The organism is Xenorhabdus khoisanae (assembly GCF_001037465.1).
In the GTDB taxonomy this organism is placed as follows: domain Bacteria; phylum Pseudomonadota; class Gammaproteobacteria; order Enterobacterales; family Enterobacteriaceae; genus Xenorhabdus; species Xenorhabdus khoisanae.
In genome coordinates this window covers 31,937-52,973 of sequence record NZ_LFCV01000030.1, presented here as the reverse complement: position 1 = coordinate 52,973, position 21,037 = coordinate 31,937, and the positions used below count along the sequence as shown (strand labels likewise).

Below are 21,037 nucleotides of genomic sequence, written 5' to 3'. Positions count from 1 at the left end.
ATTTGTGTTTTACAAGAGTAAAACCTCCTCACGCGTTTACCCATTCAGGCAGTGCTGTTATGCTTGAACCTTCACTCATTTAATAACAGGTATTTTCATGACAACACCTTCTTTTGAGTCTATTGAAGCGCGAGCAAGTTACGGTATTGGCTTGCAGGTTGGGCAACAATTACAGGAATCTGGTTTACAGGGGCTGGAACCCGAAGCGCTGTTAGCAGGGCTGTGTGATGCGCTGGAAAGCCGTTCTCCTGCGATCCCTGTAGAAGAGCTGCATCGTGCACTGCGTGAGATACATGAACGTGCTGATAGCGTTCGTCGTGAACATCAGCAGGCGATGGCAGAAGAAGGCAAAAAATTCCTGACAGAAAATGTTCAGCGTGAAGGTGTAAGCAGTACTGAATCTGGTTTGCAGTTTTCTGTCCTGACACAAGGCGAAGGTTCTATTCCGGCCCGCACTGACCGTGTTCGTGTTCACTACACTGGCCGTCTTATTGATGGCACGGTATTTGATAGTTCAGTACAACGTGGCACACCGGCAGAATTTCCTGTCAGCGGCGTGATCCCGGGTTGGATTGAAGCTTTGACCCTGATGCCAGTAGGTTCTAAATGGGAACTCTATATTCCTCACAATCTGGCTTATGGTGAGCGTGGCGCAGGCGCGTCTATTCCTCCTTACAGCACATTGATCTTCGAAGTAGAATTATTGGAAATCCTGTAACTTTCTATTGGATCAAAAAAATAGCCGGTTATCCGGCTATTTTTTTGTGTACATTTTAGGAGCATTGGGGAATTTGGGAATCATTGAGCAATAAAGTATTCGCTATTCCAGTAAAAAATGCGCTAAAAATGTAGCTTCAAGGGGTATGCCCAGATAGTTTTCAATTCGAAAGCGTAAGGGGATAGCTGAACAATGAATGCAGAGGTGTATGATGCTACAACAGATCTGCCAATTGGCACGGGAAGCAGGCGCGGCGATCATGGAGGTTTATCAGGCTGAGCAACCGTTGCAAGTGGAACATAAAGCGGATGACTCACCTGTTACTGTTGCAGATATTGCCGCTCATAAAATTATTAAAGCAGGATTATCGCGCATTGCGCCTGATATCCCATTGTTATCAGAGGAAGATCCTCCTTCGTGGGAAGAACGGAAGAACTGGCAGCGCTATTGGTTGGTTGATCCACTGGATGGGACGAAAGAGTTTATTCGTCGGAACGGTGAATTTACCGTCAATATTGCATTAATTGAAGATGGTGTGCCTGTAATGGGTGTCGTTTATGTTCCTGTGCAGAATGTTTTGTATTCAGGGCAAGGTCGTCAGGCGTGGAAGGAAGCCAATGGTCAAACCCTTCCCATTAAAGTTATTTCTGCGACGCGACCAATTGTAGTCGTCAGCCGTTCTCATCGGGATGATGAGGAATTGAAAGATTATCTTGCCCAATTAGGGACTCACGATACCCTTTCTGTAGGATCTTCGCTTAAATTCTGTATGGTTGCTGAGGGAAAAGCCCAACTTTATCCCCGTTTTGGGCCAACCAATATTTGGGATACTGGTGCGGGTCATGCTGTTGCAATTGCCGCAGGTGCACATGTAACGGACTGGGAAGGAAAAACATTGAATTATGCACCGCGTGAATCTTTCCTAAATCCAGGGTTCAGAGTCAGTATTTTTTAATGTTGAGATGATAATGGCTCACAATGTCAGAGCCATTATCACTGTACGACCATTAAAATTACCACAATTAAAAATCTGATTGCGGTTCAGGTTATTTTTTCAGTTCGTCTTTGATGATGCTGATAACGTGTGTGATCTCTTCGTTATTTAGTTTGCCATCTTTGACGAATTTCACGTTACCGTTTTTATCCAGCACAATGATTGCTGAACTTTTCGGTTCCAATCCCCAGGCTGTTTTAGACAACCCATCGCTATCGACAATAAATTGTGACCACGGGAACTGCTTTTTGCTGTCTTCAAGGCTATTACGGACAAAAACGCTGGTGCCAAAAATAGCATCATCAGTATTTACGATGCTGGTTGTTTGATATTGATCCTTGGGTAAATCCGCATTTTTCAATGCTTGGATAAGGGGATCATTCATCTCTTTTGCGGAACTACGACCGGCAATATGCTGGATAGTTCTCACTTTTCCCGGAAGCTCGGTAGTACTCCAATTTTGGTAGCTGAATTTGCCATCGTTAAGCAACAGTTCACCTTTATCTGTCACATTAACCGCAGGAACGTGTTGTCCCAACGTGATGTTATGGGCAAATGCAAATATTGGCATTAAACTCAATAATGCATATAACGTGATGTTTTTTATCATATTTATACCTTATTTGACATGGTGTAGCATGTTATCAGGGAACATCATACTCAGCATAGCGCTTGTTAACTGGTCTGTCCTCAATAAAGTAAACATTTTGGTAACATTTAGAATAATGTATAAGCTTAATAATACATTTTTGTTGAATAATTCTATTACGTTTCATGATGTTATGCTGAAGCAGTGATTAAATCTTTGCACTTGAGGGGAACAAATTTCTATAAACGTAGTCTATACATTCTGCATGACAGTGATGTGTCTTTTGATTCACTGCTTGTGTGATGTAAATTGTTTGATGCAATAGAATGATATCGTAAGAAGCATGGGAGGAAAAAAACAGAGATGAAAATCTTTCACCACTATAACCCACTGAAAATTGCTCTCTACGTAAAAACCCTATTTCGTGGGCGTTTATACATTAAAGAGATGGGTGCTTTTGAATTTAACTACGGGAAAATTTTACCACCGAAGATAAAAGATAAACGTCATTTCAATGTAATGAGTGAAGTTAATCAGCAAGTATTGCGCTTACAGACCGAAATGGGATAATTTTTCTACAAATGCTCATTTACTGATAGATATGTGCCATTATTAATCGCACATTATTAGTATAATAAACGGCCTTGCGGCCGTTTTTTGATCTTCGCTATTTATTTTTACGCTTCATGTGGCTGTTCAGCACCAGGTTGGTTGGGTTGAACAAGGGAATCAACAACTTTTGTCACGAGCAATTGATCGATCTTATAGTTATCAATATCCACCACTTCAAACTTATAACCGCCAAGTTTCACAAAATCTGTGCGTTTAGGAATTTTGCGTAAGCGGAACATCATAAAGCCAGCGATGGTTTCATAATTACTGGAATCTGGAAAGTTATCGATATCCAGAACTCGCATGACATCTTCAATTGGTGTGCCACCCTCAATCAGCCATGAATTTTCATCGCGAACAACGATTTGTTCTTCTTGTCCCTGACCGATTAAATCTCCCATTAATGTGGTCATAACGTCATTGAGGGTGATGACCCCCATTACCAAAGCATATTCATTGAGAATGATTGCGAAGTCTTCACCCGCGGCTTTAAAACTTTCCAATGTATCAGAAAGTGAGAGAGTATCCGGGATCATCAGGGCACTGCGGGTTTGAACGCCCTCTTTCAGATTGAGGCTTTGGCCGCTCAGGACGCGATTGAGTAGATCCTTTGAATCTACATAACCAATGACATGATCAATGTCGCCATCACAAACAAGAAATTTTGAATGGGGATGGGTGGAGATCTTTTCTTTAATGCTGTTTTCATCTTCACTTTTATCAAAATACACCACACTTTCACGGGAGGTCATGGCAGAAGGTACGGTGCGTGATTCCAGTTCAAAAACATTTTCAATCAGCTCATGCTCTTGTTTACGTAGTACACCTGCAACTGCACCTGCTTCAAAGACAGCATAAATATCATCGGAGGTGATGTCTTCATTACGCTCCATTGGGATCTTAAAGATTTTGAAGATACAGTCAGCGAGGCCATTGAACAACCAGACCAGCGGGCTAAGAATAGTCAGGCAGAAACGCATTGGGTTGACAATTTTCACGGCAATGGCTTCGGGCTGAGTCATACCAATGCGTTTAGGGGTTAAATCTGCAAGCAGGATAAAGATACTCGTAACGATGGCAAAAGAGCAGAGAAAACCTAGCTGGTCTGCCCATTCCGGGCGCATGAACTTTATAAACAGGGTCTTCAGAGCGGGAGAAAAAGCGGACTCTCCAACAACCCCCGCAAGGATTGCGACGGCATTCAGGCCAATTTGAACGACAGTAAAGAACATGCCGGGAGTTTCTTGTAGTTTAAGAACATGGGCAGCGTTGAGATTTCCCTCATCAGCCATGAGTTTTAATTTGATTCTTCTTGAAGCAGCCAGCGAAATTTCTGATAACGAAAAAAACGCACTAATAGTACAGAGCAAAACTATTACTAATAAACTGTTTAACATAAAGTGTCCGTATCTTGTCCCCAGCGACAGGGTAGGTGTTATTTGAATAGCACTGGAGGGAGATGAAAAAACCTATAAAGAAAAAATTACGGCGATATGCCGTAAAGTAAATAATAGCCTAATTCCATCAGGCTTTGGGTCTAGCCCAATAATTATAACATTGGGCTAACTAAATCGGTTAATTTCTGTGCGTTGGAGGGAAGCAGATTCCAATACCACCTAATCCACAATACCCTTCAGGATTTTTGTAGAGATATTGCTGGTGATAATCTTCGGCAAAATAGAATGGCCCGGCTTCACGGATTTCTGTCGTGATAGTACGTTGGTCGCCATTTTGAGCCATTATTTGCTGGAATTGGTCGCGGCTGGCAATCGCTTGCTCATGTTGTTGTGCTGAAACGGTGTAAAGGGCAGAACGGTACTGTGTGCCGATATCACCGTGCTGACGCATACCCTGGGAGGGATCGTGATTTTCCCAGAACAGCGTTAATAACTGTGCATAGGTTATTTGGGTTGGATCAAACACGATCCTGACCACTTCGGCATGCCCGGTTAAGCCTGTGCAAACTTCTTCATAAGTCGGATTTGGTGTTGTACCGCCACTGTAACCTACAGAGGTGGTATAAATGCCTTCCTGTTGCCAGAAAAGACGTTCAACGCCCCAGAAACATCCCATACCTACATAGGCGATTTCCATATTTTCTGGAATGTTGTCTATCGCATGCTGTGTGATGACATGGTAGGGTGATACAGTTAATGGGGTGGCCCTACCAGATAAAGCATCTTGTGAAGAAACATGTTGGCTTTCATTGACTGAATTTGGCAAGATTCCTCCTATTATTCACGGGTTTTATGGTTATGTGTTGCTTGTATATCTTTAAAACTTTACCAGAATTAACTTATTACAGCATTTTTATATTGTTGGATCTTACCCTGTAGATAGATAAATATTAGGAGTTCGAGTGTCACGATACCCCCTCATATGCGCGCTTTTTGTATCTATCGTCACTCCATCGGCTTACAGTGCAAATTTACGGTTAAAAGTAGAAGGACTTTCTGGCGAATTGGAAAAAAATGCCAGAGTGCAACTTTCAAATATCAGTACTGATGAAGTGTCTCCTGATGGTCGTTTTCGCGCACGTGTGGAGAAAGCTATACGACAAGGGCTTCGTCCACTGGGCTATTATAATCCCACCGTTGAATTTACCTATCAAGAGAATACTCCGCCAGCCCGCCCTGTTCTGACTGCAAAGGTAACCCTTGGTGAACCTGTGCGAGTGGCTGAAGTGAATGTTGATTTAGAAGGTGGTGCAAAAACAGATAAAGATTATGCCGCCCTCATCAAAAAAAATACGCCCAAAAAAGGGACCATTCTTAATCATTGGGAATATGAAAGTTTTAAAGGTGCATTGACTAATCTTGCGGTCAAAAAAGGTTATTTTGATGCCGTGATGAAGAAGAGTGAATTAGGGGTATCAAAAGAACTGCATGAATCGATTTGGGATTTTGATTTCGATAGCGGGCAACGTTATCACTTTGGCCCTGTAATATTCCATGGTTCGCAAATTCGTGAAACTTACCTGAATAACCTGATTCCTTTCAAAAAAGATGAATATTACACATCGGAACAGTTGGCGGAATTCAACCGTCGTTTGGTGGATACGGGTTGGTTTAATTCTGCGGTTGTTGTACCTGATTTTAAAGTAGGGCGCGAGAGTCAGGATAAGATATTGCCACTGGATGCTTCGTTAGTCCCTCGTTCTGCCAACTATGTTGAATTGGGTGGTGGTTATGCCACTGATGTTGGTCCCCGTGTACAAACAAAATGGAAAAAACCCTGGCTTAATTCCCGTGGGCATAGTTTTAGCACCAGTCTTAACCTTTCTGCCCGGGAACAAATCATTGACGCATCTTATAAGATGCCGCTGAAAGCCAATCCACTCGAAGAATATTTTGAACTGCAAACGGGCTATAAACGTAAAGATATCAACGACACGATTGCGGACACAGCAACGTTGAACCTTGCCCGTAACTGGGATCGCTCTACTGGCTGGCAGTATGGTGTCAATATTCGCTGGAGTCTCAGCCACTTTACCCAAGCCAATGTGACAAATACCACCATGCTGCTTTATCCGGGGATAAATGTCAGCCGCCTTCGTCAGCGTGGTGGAACTATGCCTTTTTGGGGCGATAGTCAGCGTTATTCGATAGATATTTCTGATAAGACTTGGCGGTCTGATGTGGACTTCCTCGTGTTACAGGCACATCACGTTTGGATCAGATCTTATCCGGAAAATCATCGTCTTGTGGTACGGGCCGATCTGGGCTGGATAGAAACCAGTCAATTCGAAAAAGTGCCGCCGGATCTTCGTTTCTTTGCCGGTGGTGATCGCAGCATTCGTGGCTATAAATACCAGAAAATTTCACCGACAGACAAAAAGGGTAAATTAGTCGGGGCATCAAAACTGGCCGTTGGTTCGTTGGAGTATCAATACAATATTTATGGTAATTGGTGGAGTGCTTTGTTTGTAGATTCAGGTGAGGCTGTGGATGACATTAGAAGGAGTAATTTCAAAACAGGCGCGGGGATGGGTGTGCGCTGGGCTTCACCTGTTGGGCCGATAAAATTTGATTTGGCAACGCCAATCGGAGATCCAAATAATCACAATGTTGAATTTTATATCGGTCTAGGGGCTGAACTATGAAGTGGGTAAAGAGGGTCAGTATTATTTTCCTGCTGATTGTTGGCCTGTTATTGATGACGGTTGTAGGATTGGTTGGCACGCAAACCGGTTTGCACTTTGTGATTAACAGTGCCGCACGTTGGGTGCCCGGATTGGATATTGCCAGTGTCAGCGGAGGTTGGCGCGACCTAACGCTAAAAGGCGTGAAATATCAGATGCCGGGCGTTGATGTCAGTGCTGACAATCTGCATCTTTCGTTGCGGCTTTCCTGTTTGAGACACAGCCATGTATGTGTCAATGCCCTGACGACAGAAGGTGTTGTTGTTTCGGTCAATACGGCTGAACTTCCGCCATCGGAGCCATCCCCGGCATCGGAACCCTTGACCGAATTGACAACGCCTTATCCTATTTCACTGGATTTGCTTTCTTTGAAAAATATCCATGTCACAGTGGATGATATCGCTATTGCATTGGATGAATTTAAATCTGGCGCTCAGTGGCGGGAAAAACAGTTGTCATTAAAGCCAACGGAAATCACTAATCTGTTGGTGGCATTGCCAAAATCACCGTCTGAACCCACTGATACAGTACAGAAAACAACGCCAAAGACTAAACAGCAGATCGAATCTGAGAAGCCCTTGAGTGAAACCTTGAAGGCGTTGTTTGCCAAGCCGCTCTTAACGACATTACCCAATATTCCGATTCCCCTTGATATCACTGTAGATGGTATTCATGGCCGCCAGCTTCGTCTGACCGGAGATACCGACATCACGATTAATGACTTGAGGCTACAGGCCAGCAATCAGGGACAGCAAATCGATGTAAAAACCTTGAATGTGTCGGTGCCAGAAGGTTCACTTGCGATACAGGGCACGGCAAAACTTTCTGAGCAGTGGCCAATCAACCTGATGGTTAAAGGGAAAGTAGATAATTTAAATAACCTGAATGAGTTGAAAGGGCAAAAAATCGACCTAACGCTGAAGGGGGCTTTTTTACAGCAGCTTGATCTCGCGTTACACCTTTCCGGGCCTGTTTCTGCCAATCTGGATGCGCAGGCTGAATTGGCAAAGGCAGGCTTGCCTTTACGCTTGACACTGGAAAGCAGCCAACTGAAATGGCCATTGAAAGAAAAAGCGGAATATCAGCTTGATGGCGTAAAACTGCGCTTTAATGGTCAAGCCAGCCGTTACGATCTTTCGCTTCGTTCTGATATTAAGGGGAGTGATATTCCTCCGGCATTATTAATGCTGGATGCAAAAGGTAATGAAGAATCTCTCCGGTTAACACGTTTGCGTCTGGCTGCATTACAGGGTAAAGCTGAAGTCACGGGGGTTGTTGATTGGAGTAAGGCGGTAAGTTGGAATGCCAAGCTGGTTCTGGATGGCATTAATACGGCCAAACAGTGGCCGGAATGGCCGGCCAGAATGGATGGTAAAATGGCAGTACGTGGCAGTTTGTATGGTGGAAGCTGGCAACTTCAGATACCGGAAATTGCCCTTCACGGTCATGTAAAGCAGAACGCAGTCAAAGTTTATGGTACAGCATCAGGTAATGCAGCAGGGCAGTGGGACATTCCTCAGTTTGATCTTGCGTTTGGGCGTAATACGTTAAATGCGCAGGGGCGGCTTACCGATGAGGCCTGGAAACTGGATGGTGATATTAACGCGCCGCAATTGGATGGGTTACTGCCGGGACTGGGTGGTTTTATCACTGGTAATGTCAAACTGCGCGGTAATATGAAAGCCCCTCAAATCATCGCGGATTTAAATGCGCGTGGGGTGCGGTGGCAGGATTCTCTGCGAGTGGATAGCGCCGTGATCAAGGGGGATATACGCTCGGCGGAACAGATTCAAGGACAGTTATCGGTTGTTGTTCGCCATTTGAAACAGGCAGATTTAGCCATCAATAGCCTGATACTCAATGCCAAGGGCACAGAAAAGCAGCATGATTTACAAGTAAAAGTGGAGGGTTCTCCAGTATCAGGCGAGTTGGCACTTAATGGAAGTTTTGATCGCCAGCAGGAACGTTGGAAAGGCAATATCAATCATACCCATTTTGATACGGCTGTTGGTGAGTGGCGCTTAAGCAAAGCGATTACAATTGATTACTTTAATCTACAACAGAGAGCCATTGTCGGAGCTCACTGTTGGCTCAATCCCAATGCTCAAGTGTGTTTTTCAAAACCGATTGAAGCCGGGAAAAACGGTTATGCACAAGTTGCGCTTGAACGCTTTGACTTAGCGATGCTCCGGCCATTCCTTGATAAAAGCACTCAGCTTAAGGGGGTATTCAGTGGTGATGCCGATGTCAAATGGGTAGCAGGTCAAGGGTTACCACAAGCAAAAATCGACTTGCAAGGGAATGGTGTTCAGGTTCGGCAGGTTGTAGAAGGTATTACGTTACCGATCGATTTTGAAACGCTGACATTGAATGCTGGTCTGAAAAATGGCAAGGCAAATTTAGGCTGGTTAGTCAAACTGGTTGGCAATGGACAGTTGAACGGTAATGTTCAGGTGGCTGATTTGGAAGGCCGGCGCAAATTATCGGGTAACGTAGATATTCAAGATCTCTCCTTGAAGTTGATTAAACCTATCTTGGGCAAAGGTGAAAAAGCGGAAGGAGGGGTGAATGCGAATTTGCGTCTTGGAGGGAATGCCAAGAACCCGTTGTTATTCGGTCTACTCAAAGCCGATAACCTGCAAATGAGTAGTCATTGGCTGCCATTCGATATCTCTCAAGGCCAGTTAGCCGTTCATTTTGATGGTGTCCGCTCTGATTTGAATGGGATGATTAAAACGCCTAAGGGGCAACTAAACCTGAATGGTCATGCGGATTGGCGCAGTTTAGATGCATGGTATGCCAGAATCGCAGCTAATGCCGACAAATTACGTGTGGTTGTTCCTCCGATGGTTAAGGTCGATGTCAGCCCGAATCTGGTGCTGGAAGCGACACCAAATCTACTGAAACTTGATGGCAATGTTGATATTCCATGGGCACGCATTACGGTTCAGGAACTGCCGGAATCAGCGGTAGGTGTTTCTTCTGATGAAGTGATGCTGGATAAAAATCTCCAGCCGATAGGGAAGAAAAAATCGTCTATTCTGATTCAAAGTAACTTGAATGTTCATATTGGTAATGATGTGCGTTTGAGTGCATTTGGTCTGGAAGCACAGCTTAAGGGGGCTTTAAAAGTCCTTCAGGATAAACAGGGGCTAGGGCTGAATGGTCAGATTGATATTCCGGAAGGGCGCTTCCATGCTTATGGACAAGATTTGCAGGTACGCAGAGGAACGATTATGTTCTCTGGCCCACCAGATCAGCCATTATTGAATATTGAAGCGATCCGCAACCCGGAATCGACGGCGAATGGCGTTATTGCCGGAGTGAGGGTGACCGGTCTGGCGGATAAGCCTAAAGTGGAAATTTTCTCTGATCCCGCAAAATCACAACAAGAAGCTTTATCCTTCCTTTTGCGTGGAGAGGGCTTGGAAAAAGGGGATTCTGACAACTCGCAGATGACGGCAATGCTGATTGGTTTGGGCGTTGCGCAGAGTGGTCAGTTAGTTGGCAAGATTGGTGAAACTTTTGGTGTCTCTGATTTGGCTTTGGATACTCAAGGCGTTGGTGATAAATCTCAGGTTGTCGTTAGTGGCAGGATTACCAAAGACTTACAAGTGAAGTATGGGGTGGGTATTTTTGACTCTTTGGCAACACTGACGTTGCGCTATCGTGTTATGCCAAGATTGTATCTGGACGCGGTATCTGGTATTGATCAAGCTTTAGATCTGCTCTATGAGTTTGAGTTTTAAAAATGCGAGTTATTGTTTATGGCAGCCTGAGGCGCAAACAAGGTAACCATCACTGGATGACAGATGCCCAACTGTTAGGAGAACACAAGTTAGAAGGTTATGAGATTTATGACCTTGGGCATTATCCCGCTGTTATCCGTGGTGAAGGAACAATCGAATGCGAAGTATACCGCATTACGCCATCTATACTGACAGAGCTGGATGAGTTGAAAAAGAACTCTCAGGAGTATCAAAGGGAACTGATTGAAACACCTTATGGTAGAGCATGGATTTATCTTTATAAATTGCCTGTAGAGGGATTGAGTCGGATAACAAGTGGTGACTGGTTGAAACGCTACGGAGAAGAATAAAGAACAGCGATCCACTGCTTATATTATTTTTTAATAAAAGTGAGCGTCAAAAAAAACCTCTGCGTCCATGAAGGGGCAGAGGTTTTTTACAATCAAAACTCGCTGTTAACCGTTAAGGTTATTTTTTGGCAGCGCGTTCGAAAGAAGACATAATTTCAGCTTTAGCGGCTTCGACATTGTCCCAGCCATCTACTTTTACCCACTTACCTTTTTCCAAATCTTTGTAATGTTCAAAGAAGTGGGTGATTTGCGCACGTAACAGTTCTGGCAGATCGTTCACATCTTTGATGTGATCGTATTCTTTACTCAATTTGGTATGAGGAACAGCAACCAGTTTTGCATCTTCACCAGATTCATCGGTCATTTTCAGAACACCGACTGGGCGGCAGCGGATGACAGAGCCCGGCTGCAATGGATAAGGTGTTGGAACCAGTACATCAACAGGGTCACCGTCAAGGGACAGAGTATTGTTGATGTAGCCGTAGTTGCATGGGTAGAACATAGCTGTTGACATGAAACGGTCTACAAACAGAGCGCCAGATTCTTTGTCTACTTCATATTTAATAGGATCTGCGTTAGCTGGGATCTCAATGATGACATAGATATCTTCTGGTAGTTCTTTACCCGCCGGTACGTTGTTCAGGCTCATAAAAGGTTTCCTTCAATTTAAAACCAAAATGGAGTGTGGGGTATTATAGACAAAACAGGCTTAAAGTCCTCTGGTTTTTCGGCTGAGATCGCGACGGATAAACAAGATTACAGGCCGTGTTATGTTTGTTATTGCATTAACGTAAGGCAGGGAACGCTCTATAAGATAACAATTGAAAATCACGTTATAAAAAAGCACAGCCTCAATAATCATTGGGGCTGTGCGTTGATATTAATGACGGATTAAGCAACTTACTTTAATTTACACACCAGATTTATTTCGGCATCCTCTTTGAGTGCGCTTTTTTCTTCTATTTTCCCGGTCTTATAGTTGTATACCAAGTAAGGTGCGTTATCAGCGTCTGATTCTTTGATCCTTATGTAAGGCGTAGTGTTATTTGAATAGAAGAGTCCAAATTTTGGAAACTTTTCTACAGGGAATTCACGAGAGTATGAATTGCCTCCACCTACATCTCCAATTCCAATATCATCCATTGTTACTGTTGTTGACTTACGAAAACCCTCAAGGTTTTCACAAGATTTATTGAGTTCGTTATGAGGAACACTCGCAGAAACCGTAATTTCAGGGAAGAAGAAATATCTGTGGGGATTGAATTTATAATAATGGTCTGACAGCTTGCCTGTATCGGATTCTGTTAAACGAACAGTAACTGTTACCGGCCCAGGGTTGAAAGTGCGCATGGAAAGTAATGTAGGGGTGTGTATCATGCCATTATCATTATCAAATTCAATCCCGGTATCTGATGTGGATGTTTTAATGTCAAATTTACCCCCTGGAAATTCACCGATATTGAGTGACTTACCATCATTTCTTACCAGATAAAAATACAGCATGTTAGTCCAGGTAAACGGTTTTTCTTGCTCGCTAACATCCTTGTACGGATCTGTAGGTTTATGTGATGATGCTTCGAATGTGTATGTTCGTAACTTTGCTTCCTGAGATTGAGGATCGAAATTGACAGGAGCAGACACGAGCGTTTCGCCAGAACTTAATTTAACAGTGCCCATGATATCTTTAATACCATATGGACTGTACATTTCAGGCTCTCCCTTCTTCTCTGCTCTTGTTAAATAAGCCGTCACATAACCGTTGGAGTCTGTAGTCCAGACAGCTTGGCCGGGTATGTTAATGACCACAAAGTCTTCTGGCAGGTGGTTTTCTGATCCTTTCCATTTTGTAGCCCAGATCATGTCTTCAATGCTTTGATTTTTAATGGGTTCTTTTTTGTCTTTATCAATGATTTTTACCTTAAGGGCATATCCGTTTCTGTCAGTAATGCCTGGCAATGAATCGTAATATTTGGTTGTTATATCTCCTGTTAATGTCGCACCTAAGTCTTGAGATGTTGGTGCCACGAAATCGAACGATTCAGAGTAGTTTCTCGTTTTTCCACCATTGACTGAGAATCCAATCCTCACGTCTTTCATAGCTTGAGTACTTGTGATATGCACTGCGATTTGACCTTGCGGATCTGTGACATATTGCCCAGAGGTTTCCTGTGGCTTAATAGATAACCCTTTTTGTTCCAGACCTTCAGGCTCTGTGAACCATTTAAGGTTTGGAATGGGTTGCTGATAATAGGGGGTTCCGCGCTCATTATGTATGACTAGATTAATAGTCTGTGGCTTATTATTCCCTAATGCTATGTAAGGCGGGTTACCCTCCAGATTTATACTTTTGATACCAATACTTTTGGAATCATCGACAAAGCTAACGGGTTTAAATGTATATTCTTTGTCTCCATTAATGCTGAGCTTCACAATGACATCTTTCAGCTCTTCGGTGCTTTTAAGCGTTGCAATCAGTTGGTTTTGATCATTTGTGGTCGTGCTGGACTTGAAAACAACTTTATCATTATTGTGACCTGTTATTCCTGAATGCCATGTGGCTTCTATCTTTTGATTTTTCAGGGGATTCTTGTTCTCATCCAAGATAGTGGCTTTGAAGGTATAAATATTATTTTCATCAAGAATTGAAAGTGGGCCTTCAGGTTCAACCTTCGGATCTGAGATACTGTATTTGGAGGCAACATCGATAAAAGTGATGGATTTGTCACCTTTTATCTCCACTTTTGGCATACCCGCTATTTCCAGATAAACCTTGATATTTTTATCGAGGGTTGCGGTACTTGCCAGAGTCGCGATGAGCTGACCTTGTTGATTGAGTGCACCTGATGTATCCCATTTCAGTTGTGCATTTGCAGTAGGGGGATCGAGGGTCCATTTTACATTTGGAATAGTCACGTCCTTGAGAGGTGCATTATTTGTATTGCCGTAAGTGATCGTTGCAGCCAGATTATAGGCGGGTTTCCCATCGGCAATCGCAGGGCCGTCTCCAATGGGTCTGATGCTTTGGTCTTTAATGACAAATGGCTCAACGGTCAGGTTTGTTTGGGCTTTTTTGACACTGCTGCCGTCTTTTGTTTCGACGGTGGCAGATAGGATATAGCTGTTCCCTCCTTGAGTATTATATTTCGGCAGGGTTACGTCAGCGTAATCACTATCAGAGTATGCGATAACTCCCCCATTTTCCCTGAATTCTTTGTTAGCTGTCCAGATAGTCGGCTTTAAGGGTTTGTTGGCAGTGATTTTCGCGTTTACCCGAACCGGCTGAGTACTGTATCCGCTTAAGTCACTGGGTACGTTAATGGATAATTCTGATTTTTTTCTGTAGTCCAGAACGATATTGTTATTTCTTTGCACCAAATCATAACGGCTGCCTGTCAATGTGCGCAGGGAAGCAACGTTATGAGGTGAAATCTGCATATCAAAGGGGATTCCAAAGCGATAATTCAGATTCGCCAAGAAAAGCGTCTCGCTGTTTCCTTTAGTACCCAGCTTATAATCGACTCCCATAGTAATCAGCGGAATGGGTGTGTAATTCAGACCAAACCGGGTGAGGCTGGGATTTTTCTGTTTGGTATCACGATTGAACAGGGCGACGTTATCACCGAAGTATTGCTCGTAACTTAACTTGCCACCAAGGTTAGGGTAAGCGGGAAGGAAAAATTCACTATTGAGATCAAACCCGTTGGCAGGTCGCTCTTCGTAGCTTTGCTCTTTCGGCGATTGGTGCCATTGGCTCAAGCGCCAGTAAGTATTCGCTGAGAGTTTAAGGTAATCTGTCCAAGCCTCTGCGCCTAAACCTAATCGTTGATTGCTCCCCGTGATTTCATGATCATAAAAGGAATTTAATCCATACATCCAATGAGTCGGGGTGAAATAGCGCCCACCAAACCCTAAATTTACCGTATGGCGGTTATCCTTATTGCGGTAACCTAATTGGGAGAACAGCAGCCAGTCCGCTTTATTGTCGTAGAACGGTAGCAGCAGATCCAAGGAGCCGTTATCCAGTTTTCCTTTTCTATCAAGGGAAAAATTAATTTTGGCCGTCCCAAATTGGGACAACCATTTTTGGGTTTCGGTTGATATCGAATTATTTATTTTCCCCAACGCGTAGGATTTAGCCTGTTCTGTGAGTTCAGAGGGGGAAGAGGATAGCAACTGACCAACGTGTTGAATATTTCGGGTGATAGCCCCTACATCGGCATTTTCGTCATGATTATTGGCTTTATTCCCATTATGAGATCTATTTTCTTTTTGGGTTTTCTCTGAGAATTTTCTTTCTGTTTTAGTATCATGATTTTCTTTATCTGTCGAAAATGCACTTGCCGGAATAAAAGGTAAAGAAAGAGAATATAGAAGAACAGAAAGTCGAATAACTTTACGATTAATATACGAGTCCATATATGAGTTCCTCATAAAATATGGGCTGTCGCCAGCACTTTAAGTATTGTGTCTTTGATGTGGGAAAGTTGAATTTTATTGGAATTAACTATCTGTTTATAACTATCTGTTTATAACTATCTGTTTAATAAAAAGGAAATATTCTCTTTCTTTACATACATTAGGAAATATTTTGTTATATTGCGTAATGAGAAATAGTTATCAATTGATAACAAAAAATAATGACTTTTTGTATTTTTTAAGGAGAAGGGAATATTAACGCTTGCTGAGAACAGGCTCTGAGTTTGATAAATGAGTTTGTGGCTTGGAAGGGACTAGAATATTTAAAGAGGTGGAAAACCACCCCTTAAATTCATGAATGAATAAAACTACTTATTCATCAGGAAACTCAGCCATGAAACTTTCAGCTTTCTCTACCATTGACTTTGTACCGACAAAGAAAGGGACACGCTGGTGCAGTTTATTTGGCACGATATCCAGAATGCGGTTCGCGCCATCACTCGCTTTGCCACCTGCCTGTTCTGCCAAAAATGCGATCGGATTGCATTCGTACAGTAAACGTAGTTTTCCTGTTGGATGGCTTGCCGTGCTTGGATAAATATAGATTCCGCCTTTCAGCAGATTACGATGGAAATCCGCGACCAGAGAGCCGATATAACGGGTAGTGTAAGGGCGTTGAGTTGCTTCATCCTGTTCTTGGCAATATTTGATGTACTTTTTCACTCCCATCGGGAATTTGATGTAGTTTCCTTCATTGATAGAGTACATATTGCCTTTTTCTGGAAATTGGACTTTTTCGTGGGTTAGGCAGAAAACGCCAAGAGAAGGATCGTAAGTAAAAGTGTGAACGCCACAACCTGTGGTGTAAACCAACATTGTGGATGAACCATAAACCACATAACCCGCTGCAACTTGATGATTTCCCGGTTGCAGAAAATCCTCTTCAGTGACAGGTTGCCCAATCGGGGTAATTCGATGGTAAATTGAGAAAATAGTCCCGACGGAAACGTTTACATCAATATTCGAAGAACCATCCAGTGGATCCATCAAAACAACATACTTCGCGTTTTCTGCGCGGTCGCCATCAAAAATAACGATCTCGTCTTCTTCTTCGGAAGCAATACCTGCAACTTCGCCGCGTGCTTTGAGTGCTGCCTTGAGTTTTTCGTTGGCGTACAGGTCCAGTTTCATCTGAACTTCACCCTGAACGTTGGATACGCCACTAGTACCTAAAATATCCACCAGACCTGCTTTGTTGATATCCCTGTGAATGATTTTGGCACCTAACTTGATAGCAGACAGCAGTGCTGTCAGTTCACCTGTAGCATGAGGAAAGTCTTGCTGTTTTTCGACGATGAATTCGCCTAATGTTTTCATGACAAAGGCCTTGAATTTGATTGTGGTTTTAGGAAGCGTGCTTCACTTTTGTGTCGCACTCATGCGCGGGCAGTTTAGCTAAAGAATCAAATGATTCATAGGCTATTGCATTTCTAATCTCAGCTTAGATGGTTAGAATAGTGATACAGTTCATGATATTGGGTAGAAATAAATGCGTATTCATATTCTTGGCATCTGCGGTACTTTCATGGGAGGGTTGGCTATCCTTGCTCGTTCACTGGGCCATGAAGTCACTGGATCCGATGCAAATGTATATCCACCAATGAGCACTTTGCTGGAAAAACAGGGTATTGAGCTGATTCAAGGATACGATCCTGCGCAGCTCGATCCTGTGCCAGATATAGTGATCATTGGTAATGCGATGACACGCGGCAATCCCTGTGTGGAAGCAGTGTTGGATCGTGGCATTCCTTATACCTCTGGTCCGCAATGGCTGCATGATTATGTATTGCCGGAACGTTGGGTATTGGCTGTCGCTGGAACCCACGGCAAAACAACAACGGCGGGTATGCTGGCATGGATTCTGGAAGCGTGTGGTTATAAGCCGGGGTTTTTGATCGGTGGCGTACCGGGTAATTTTGATGTTTCAGCACAAATCGGTGAAAGCCCATTTTTCGTGATTGAAGCAGATGAATACGACAGCGCCTTCTTTGATAAACGTTCAAAATTCGTACATTACAGCCCTCGCACGTTGATCATGAACAACCTTGAATTTGATCATGCTGATATTTTCGAAAATCTGGCTGCCATTCAAAAACAATTCCATCATCTTGTCAGAGTTGTTCCGAGCACGGGTAAGATCATTGCCCCCGATAATGACATTAACCTGAAACAGGTACTCTCAATGGGGTATTGGAGTGAGTTAGAGCAGCTTGGTGAAACCGGAAACTGGCAGGCGAAAAAAGTCAGTCAGGACAGCAGCCATTACCAAGTATTCCATCATGGCGAATGGGTTGGTGAAGTGAACTGGTCATTGGTTGGTGAGCACAATATGCATAATGGATTGATTGCGATTGCAGCCGCCCATCATGTTGGAGTTCAGCCTGTGGATGCCTGTCAGGCACTGGGAGAATTTATCAATGCCCGTCGCCGCCTTGAACTGTGTGGAGAAGTCAATCAGATCTCGGTTTATGATGATTTTGCGCATCATCCAACGGCTATTTTAGCCACACTGGAAGCACTGCGAAGTAAAGTAGGCGGAATGGCACGGATCCTTGCCGTATTGGAACCTCGGTCGAATACCATGAAAATGGGGATGAGTAAAAATGATATCGCCCCTTCCATGGGACGTGCCGATGAAGTCTTTCTTTATCAACCCGTCAATATTCCGTGGCAGGTGGTTGAAATTGCTGAACAGTGTATTCAACCCGCTCGTTGGAGCGCTGACATTGATGTTCTGGTTAGGATGATTGTTGAAACGGCGCAGCCGGGCGATCACATCCTGATTATGAGCAACGGTGGATTCGATGGCATCCATGAGAAATTGCTGGCTGAATTAGCGAAGAAAGCAAACGCGGCCTAATCGGGCAGTTCATTGACGTAAGAGGATCGCACCTGTCGGACGATCCTCTTTTAGTCTGCGCTGATATTCGCTGGTTTTATAAGTATGTGACAGTACCAGATTAGAGCTCTTGGTCAAACAGGTTGAGAAGGGCTTCATAGAGCTGTTTTGTCGTGAAGTTTTGTGCTGGTGTGGAGAAAATAGTGTCATCTCCCGCAATACTGCCAAGAATACCTTCTGCTTTACCCAATGAATCTAGCAGGCGTGCAATTAACTGTGCTGCCCCCGGGCTAGTACGTATGACGACAATGCTATGGTTATAATCGACATCTAATACCAGATTTTTTAATGGGCTGGTGGCTGTGGGAACGCCCAGTTCTGCCGGCAAACAGTAGACCATTTCCATTTTTACATTACGGGTTCTGACAGCTCCGAATTTTGTCAGCATTCTGGAAACTTTAGATTGGTTGATATTTTCAAACCCTTCGTCCTGAAGTGCTGCAACAATTTCACCTTGAGAGCTGAATTTTTCCTCTTTCAATAATGCCTTGAAAGCTTTTACCAAATCTTCCTGTTTCGAAGGAACACGCATATTTCACCATCGTTGAATCCGTTATAAGGCAGACATTATGCAAAAGAGTGAATTTTTATTCAAGAAAGAGACGAAAAAACCCAAATATAGAGCATAATTGAATATTCCCTCTCTATAATCTTATTAGCTGTCTGGCTATTAATGATTTCATTTTTATTGATTTTCCCCACCTATTAAGCTTAGTAAATGTATTGTTAATTAAATTGTATTTTTCATGTGGAAGGGAAGTGTAAGAAGATCAAGCAGACTATTAATCATATTACTGGAATAATTCTCAAAATAGTGTCCGTTATCTCATTAACAGATAAGCCTTTTGTCTAGAATAAAGCAACTTTGGTGTTCCATCATAAGGCCATTAGGTAGATAATCTGGCTGTTAACAGATTGTTTTTAGAACGTAGTGATGAATGGGATTGAGGGTTTGCTTTGCCATCATTTTGTCACTGTAGTGATGTGTAGTGATGTGTAGTGATGGAAAAATGAAAGCACTCTCTTGACCAAACAGGTTTAAGTTTTTTTACAGCACTTATTTAAGGAGTATCAGGATGAAAGTTGCAGTTCTCGGTGCAGCCGGTGGTATTGGTCAGGCACTTGCCCTTCTACTCAAGACCCAGCTTCCTTCAGGTTCAGAACTTTCCTTGTATGACATTGCTCCGGTGACCCCAGGTGTGGCAGCCGATCTGAGCCATATCCCAACGGAAGTCAAAGTCACTGGTTTTTCTGGTGAAGATGCAACCCCTGCTTTGGTAGGCGCAGATGTGGTATTGATTTCTGCGGGTGTGGCACGTAAGCCTGGTATGGATCGTTCCGATCTGTTTAATATCAATGCTGGGATCGTTCGTAATCTGGTTCAACAGATTGCTAAAACTGCGCCAAAAGCATTAATCGGAATTATCACTAACCCGGTTAATACCACTGTGGCGATCGCGGCTGAGGTTCTGAAAAAAGAAGGTGTTTATGATAAAAATCGCCTGTTCGGTGTGACAACACTGGATGTCATCCGCTCCAATACTTTTGTTGCTGAACTGAAAGGCAAAAAAGCAGAAGAACTGGAAGTTCCGGTTATTGGTGGGCACTCAGGCGTAACTATTCTGCCACTGCTGTCTCAGATTCCAGGTGTTAGCTTCACTGATGAAGAAATTGAAGCATTGACCAAACGTATCCAGAACGCAGGTACTGAAGTGGTTGAGGCGAAAGCAGGTGGCGGATCTGCAACTCTGTCTATGGGACAGGCCGCGGCACGTTTAGGGCTTTCTCTGATCCGTGGTCTGCAAGGCGAAAGCAATGTTATCGAATGCAGCTATGTCGAAGGTGACGGCCAATATGCTCGTTTCTTTGCTCAGCCTGTCCGCTTGGGTAAAAATGGTATCGAAGAACATTTAGATATTGGCAAGTTGAGTGCTTTCGAACAGAAGTCATTAGATAACATGCTGGATGTTTTGAATAAAGATATTGAGTTAGGCGAACAATTTATTAATAGTTAATTTATTTAATTCGTAATTTATTAATATACGAATTAAGTTAAATGTATTAGATAACTAAAACCGCTAGTTCGAAAATAACTAGCGGTTTTTCTTTGGATAATTAAATTGATAGCTAATTATTCTTTTTATCTCTGACTTTTCTTTCTAATAGTTCTCCCGTATGTGGATTGAAATAGCGGCTTGGCCATATTTCAGACGGATGTAATTCTAAATAATTCGCTATTATCCATTCTCCCTTGGGCCATGGGCGAGAAAGTGTATTCGCCAAAGTTGATGAGCTCAGACCAGCTTCACGAGAAACAGCTGCCAGTGTCGTTCCACGTTTACGTAAAGCAGCAATAATATCAGCAGGATGCCAATCAGATTTCATAGAAATCATTTTTTTAATCCTTTCCTATTAAATTTGAAGCCACATTAGTGGTATAACTAAAGCGTTAGTGTGAAATTAATAACGAACACGAATCTGTTATTAAGAAAATAAAATAACATTATTT

Annotated in this window: 16 protein-coding genes; 8 read left to right on the top strand and 8 right to left on the bottom strand. The window is 43.1% G+C overall.

Annotated features, from left to right (window positions below):
* Positions 1-97: 97 nt before the first annotated feature.
* Positions 98-718, top strand: coding sequence for a peptidylprolyl isomerase (locus AB204_RS05675; protein WP_047962412.1), 621 nt, complete (start codon positions 98-100; stop codon positions 716-718).
* 211 nt (positions 719-929) lie between these two features.
* Positions 930-1,673 (top strand): 3'(2'),5'-bisphosphate nucleotidase CysQ, encoded by a 744-nt coding sequence (gene cysQ, locus AB204_RS05670; RefSeq protein WP_047962446.1) that lies wholly within the window; start codon positions 930-932, stop codon positions 1,671-1,673.
* A 91-nt stretch (positions 1,674-1,764) separates the two neighbouring features.
* Here cysQ and AB204_RS05665 read toward each other — a convergent pair whose 3' ends face one another.
* Entirely contained in the window at positions 1,765-2,322 is a 558-nt protein-coding gene (locus AB204_RS05665) for a YtfJ family protein (protein WP_047962411.1), read from the bottom strand.
* 342 nt (positions 2,323-2,664) lie between these two features.
* Between AB204_RS05665 and AB204_RS05660 the strand changes: the two genes are divergently transcribed.
* Positions 2,665-2,871 (top strand): DUF1107 domain-containing protein, encoded by a 207-nt coding sequence (locus tag AB204_RS05660; RefSeq protein WP_047962410.1) that lies wholly within the window; start codon positions 2,665-2,667, stop codon positions 2,869-2,871.
* Positions 2,872-2,978: 107 nt separating this feature from the next.
* Here the strand turns inward: AB204_RS05660 and paeA are convergent, their stop codons facing one another.
* Positions 2,979-4,310 carry a polyamine export protein PaeA gene (gene paeA / locus AB204_RS05655; RefSeq protein WP_047962409.1) on the bottom strand — a complete coding sequence of 444 codons (1,332 nt, stop codon included), beginning with the start codon at positions 4,308-4,310 and terminating at the stop codon, positions 2,979-2,981.
* A gap of 178 nt (positions 4,311-4,488) precedes the next feature.
* The gene (gene msrA, locus AB204_RS05650) at positions 4,489-5,136 is read right to left on the bottom strand and encodes a peptide-methionine (S)-S-oxide reductase MsrA (RefSeq protein WP_047962408.1); all 648 of its coding nucleotides are present in this window, start codon (positions 5,134-5,136) and stop codon (positions 4,489-4,491) included.
* Between the two features lie 136 nt (positions 5,137-5,272).
* Between msrA and tamA the strand changes: the two genes are divergently transcribed.
* The 3 genes from tamA to AB204_RS05635 are packed head-to-tail and all read left to right on the top strand — an operon-like array spanning position 5,273 to position 11,153.
* Positions 5,273-7,015: an autotransporter assembly complex protein TamA gene (gene tamA, locus AB204_RS05645; RefSeq protein ID WP_047962407.1), complete on the top strand. Its 1,743-nt coding sequence runs from the start codon at positions 5,273-5,275 to the stop codon at positions 7,013-7,015.
* A complete protein-coding gene (gene tamB / locus AB204_RS05640; RefSeq protein WP_047962406.1) occupies positions 7,012-10,803 on the top strand; it encodes an autotransporter assembly complex protein TamB in 3,792 nt (1,263 codons plus the stop codon). The genes tamA and tamB overlap by 4 nt, the downstream gene beginning before the upstream one ends.
* Positions 10,804-10,805: 2 nt before the next feature.
* Positions 10,806-11,153 carry a gamma-glutamylcyclotransferase family protein gene (locus tag AB204_RS05635; RefSeq protein WP_047962405.1) on the top strand — a complete coding sequence of 116 codons (348 nt, stop codon included), beginning with the start codon at positions 10,806-10,808 and terminating at the stop codon, positions 11,151-11,153.
* Between the two features lie 118 nt (positions 11,154-11,271).
* On the opposite strand, the gene ppa is transcribed toward AB204_RS05635, so the two are convergent.
* The 3 genes from ppa to fbp all read right to left on the bottom strand — a co-directional run bounded on the left by ppa (position 11,272) and on the right by fbp (position 16,946).
* Entirely contained in the window at positions 11,272-11,802 is a 531-nt protein-coding gene (ppa, locus tag AB204_RS05630; RefSeq protein WP_047962404.1) for an inorganic diphosphatase, read from the bottom strand.
* A gap of 251 nt (positions 11,803-12,053) precedes the next feature.
* A complete protein-coding gene (locus AB204_RS20780) occupies positions 12,054-15,569 on the bottom strand; it encodes an inverse autotransporter beta domain-containing protein (RefSeq protein ID WP_053067838.1) in 3,516 nt (1,171 codons plus the stop codon).
* A 372-nt stretch (positions 15,570-15,941) separates the two neighbouring features.
* The gene (gene fbp / locus AB204_RS05620) at positions 15,942-16,946 is read right to left on the bottom strand and encodes a class 1 fructose-bisphosphatase (RefSeq protein WP_047962403.1); all 1,005 of its coding nucleotides are present in this window, start codon (positions 16,944-16,946) and stop codon (positions 15,942-15,944) included.
* 172 nt (positions 16,947-17,118) lie between these two features.
* Between fbp and mpl the strand changes: the two genes are divergently transcribed.
* Positions 17,119-18,489 (top strand): UDP-N-acetylmuramate:L-alanyl-gamma-D-glutamyl-meso-diaminopimelate ligase, encoded by a 1,371-nt coding sequence (gene mpl / locus AB204_RS05615; RefSeq protein ID WP_047962402.1) that lies wholly within the window; start codon positions 17,119-17,121, stop codon positions 18,487-18,489.
* 100 nt (positions 18,490-18,589) lie between these two features.
* On the opposite strand, the gene argR is transcribed toward mpl, so the two are convergent.
* Entirely contained in the window at positions 18,590-19,060 is a 471-nt protein-coding gene (argR, locus tag AB204_RS05610; protein WP_047962401.1) for a transcriptional regulator ArgR, read from the bottom strand.
* Between the two features lie 544 nt (positions 19,061-19,604).
* Here argR and mdh point away from each other — a divergent pair.
* Entirely contained in the window at positions 19,605-20,543 is a 939-nt protein-coding gene (gene mdh / locus AB204_RS05605) for a malate dehydrogenase (RefSeq protein ID WP_047962400.1), read from the top strand.
* A gap of 112 nt (positions 20,544-20,655) precedes the next feature.
* Here the strand turns inward: mdh and AB204_RS05600 are convergent, their stop codons facing one another.
* Positions 20,656-20,922, bottom strand: a complete 267-nt coding sequence (locus tag AB204_RS05600) for a helix-turn-helix domain-containing protein (protein ID WP_047962399.1) — start codon at positions 20,920-20,922, stop codon at positions 20,656-20,658.
* Positions 20,923-21,037 lie beyond the last annotated feature (115 nt).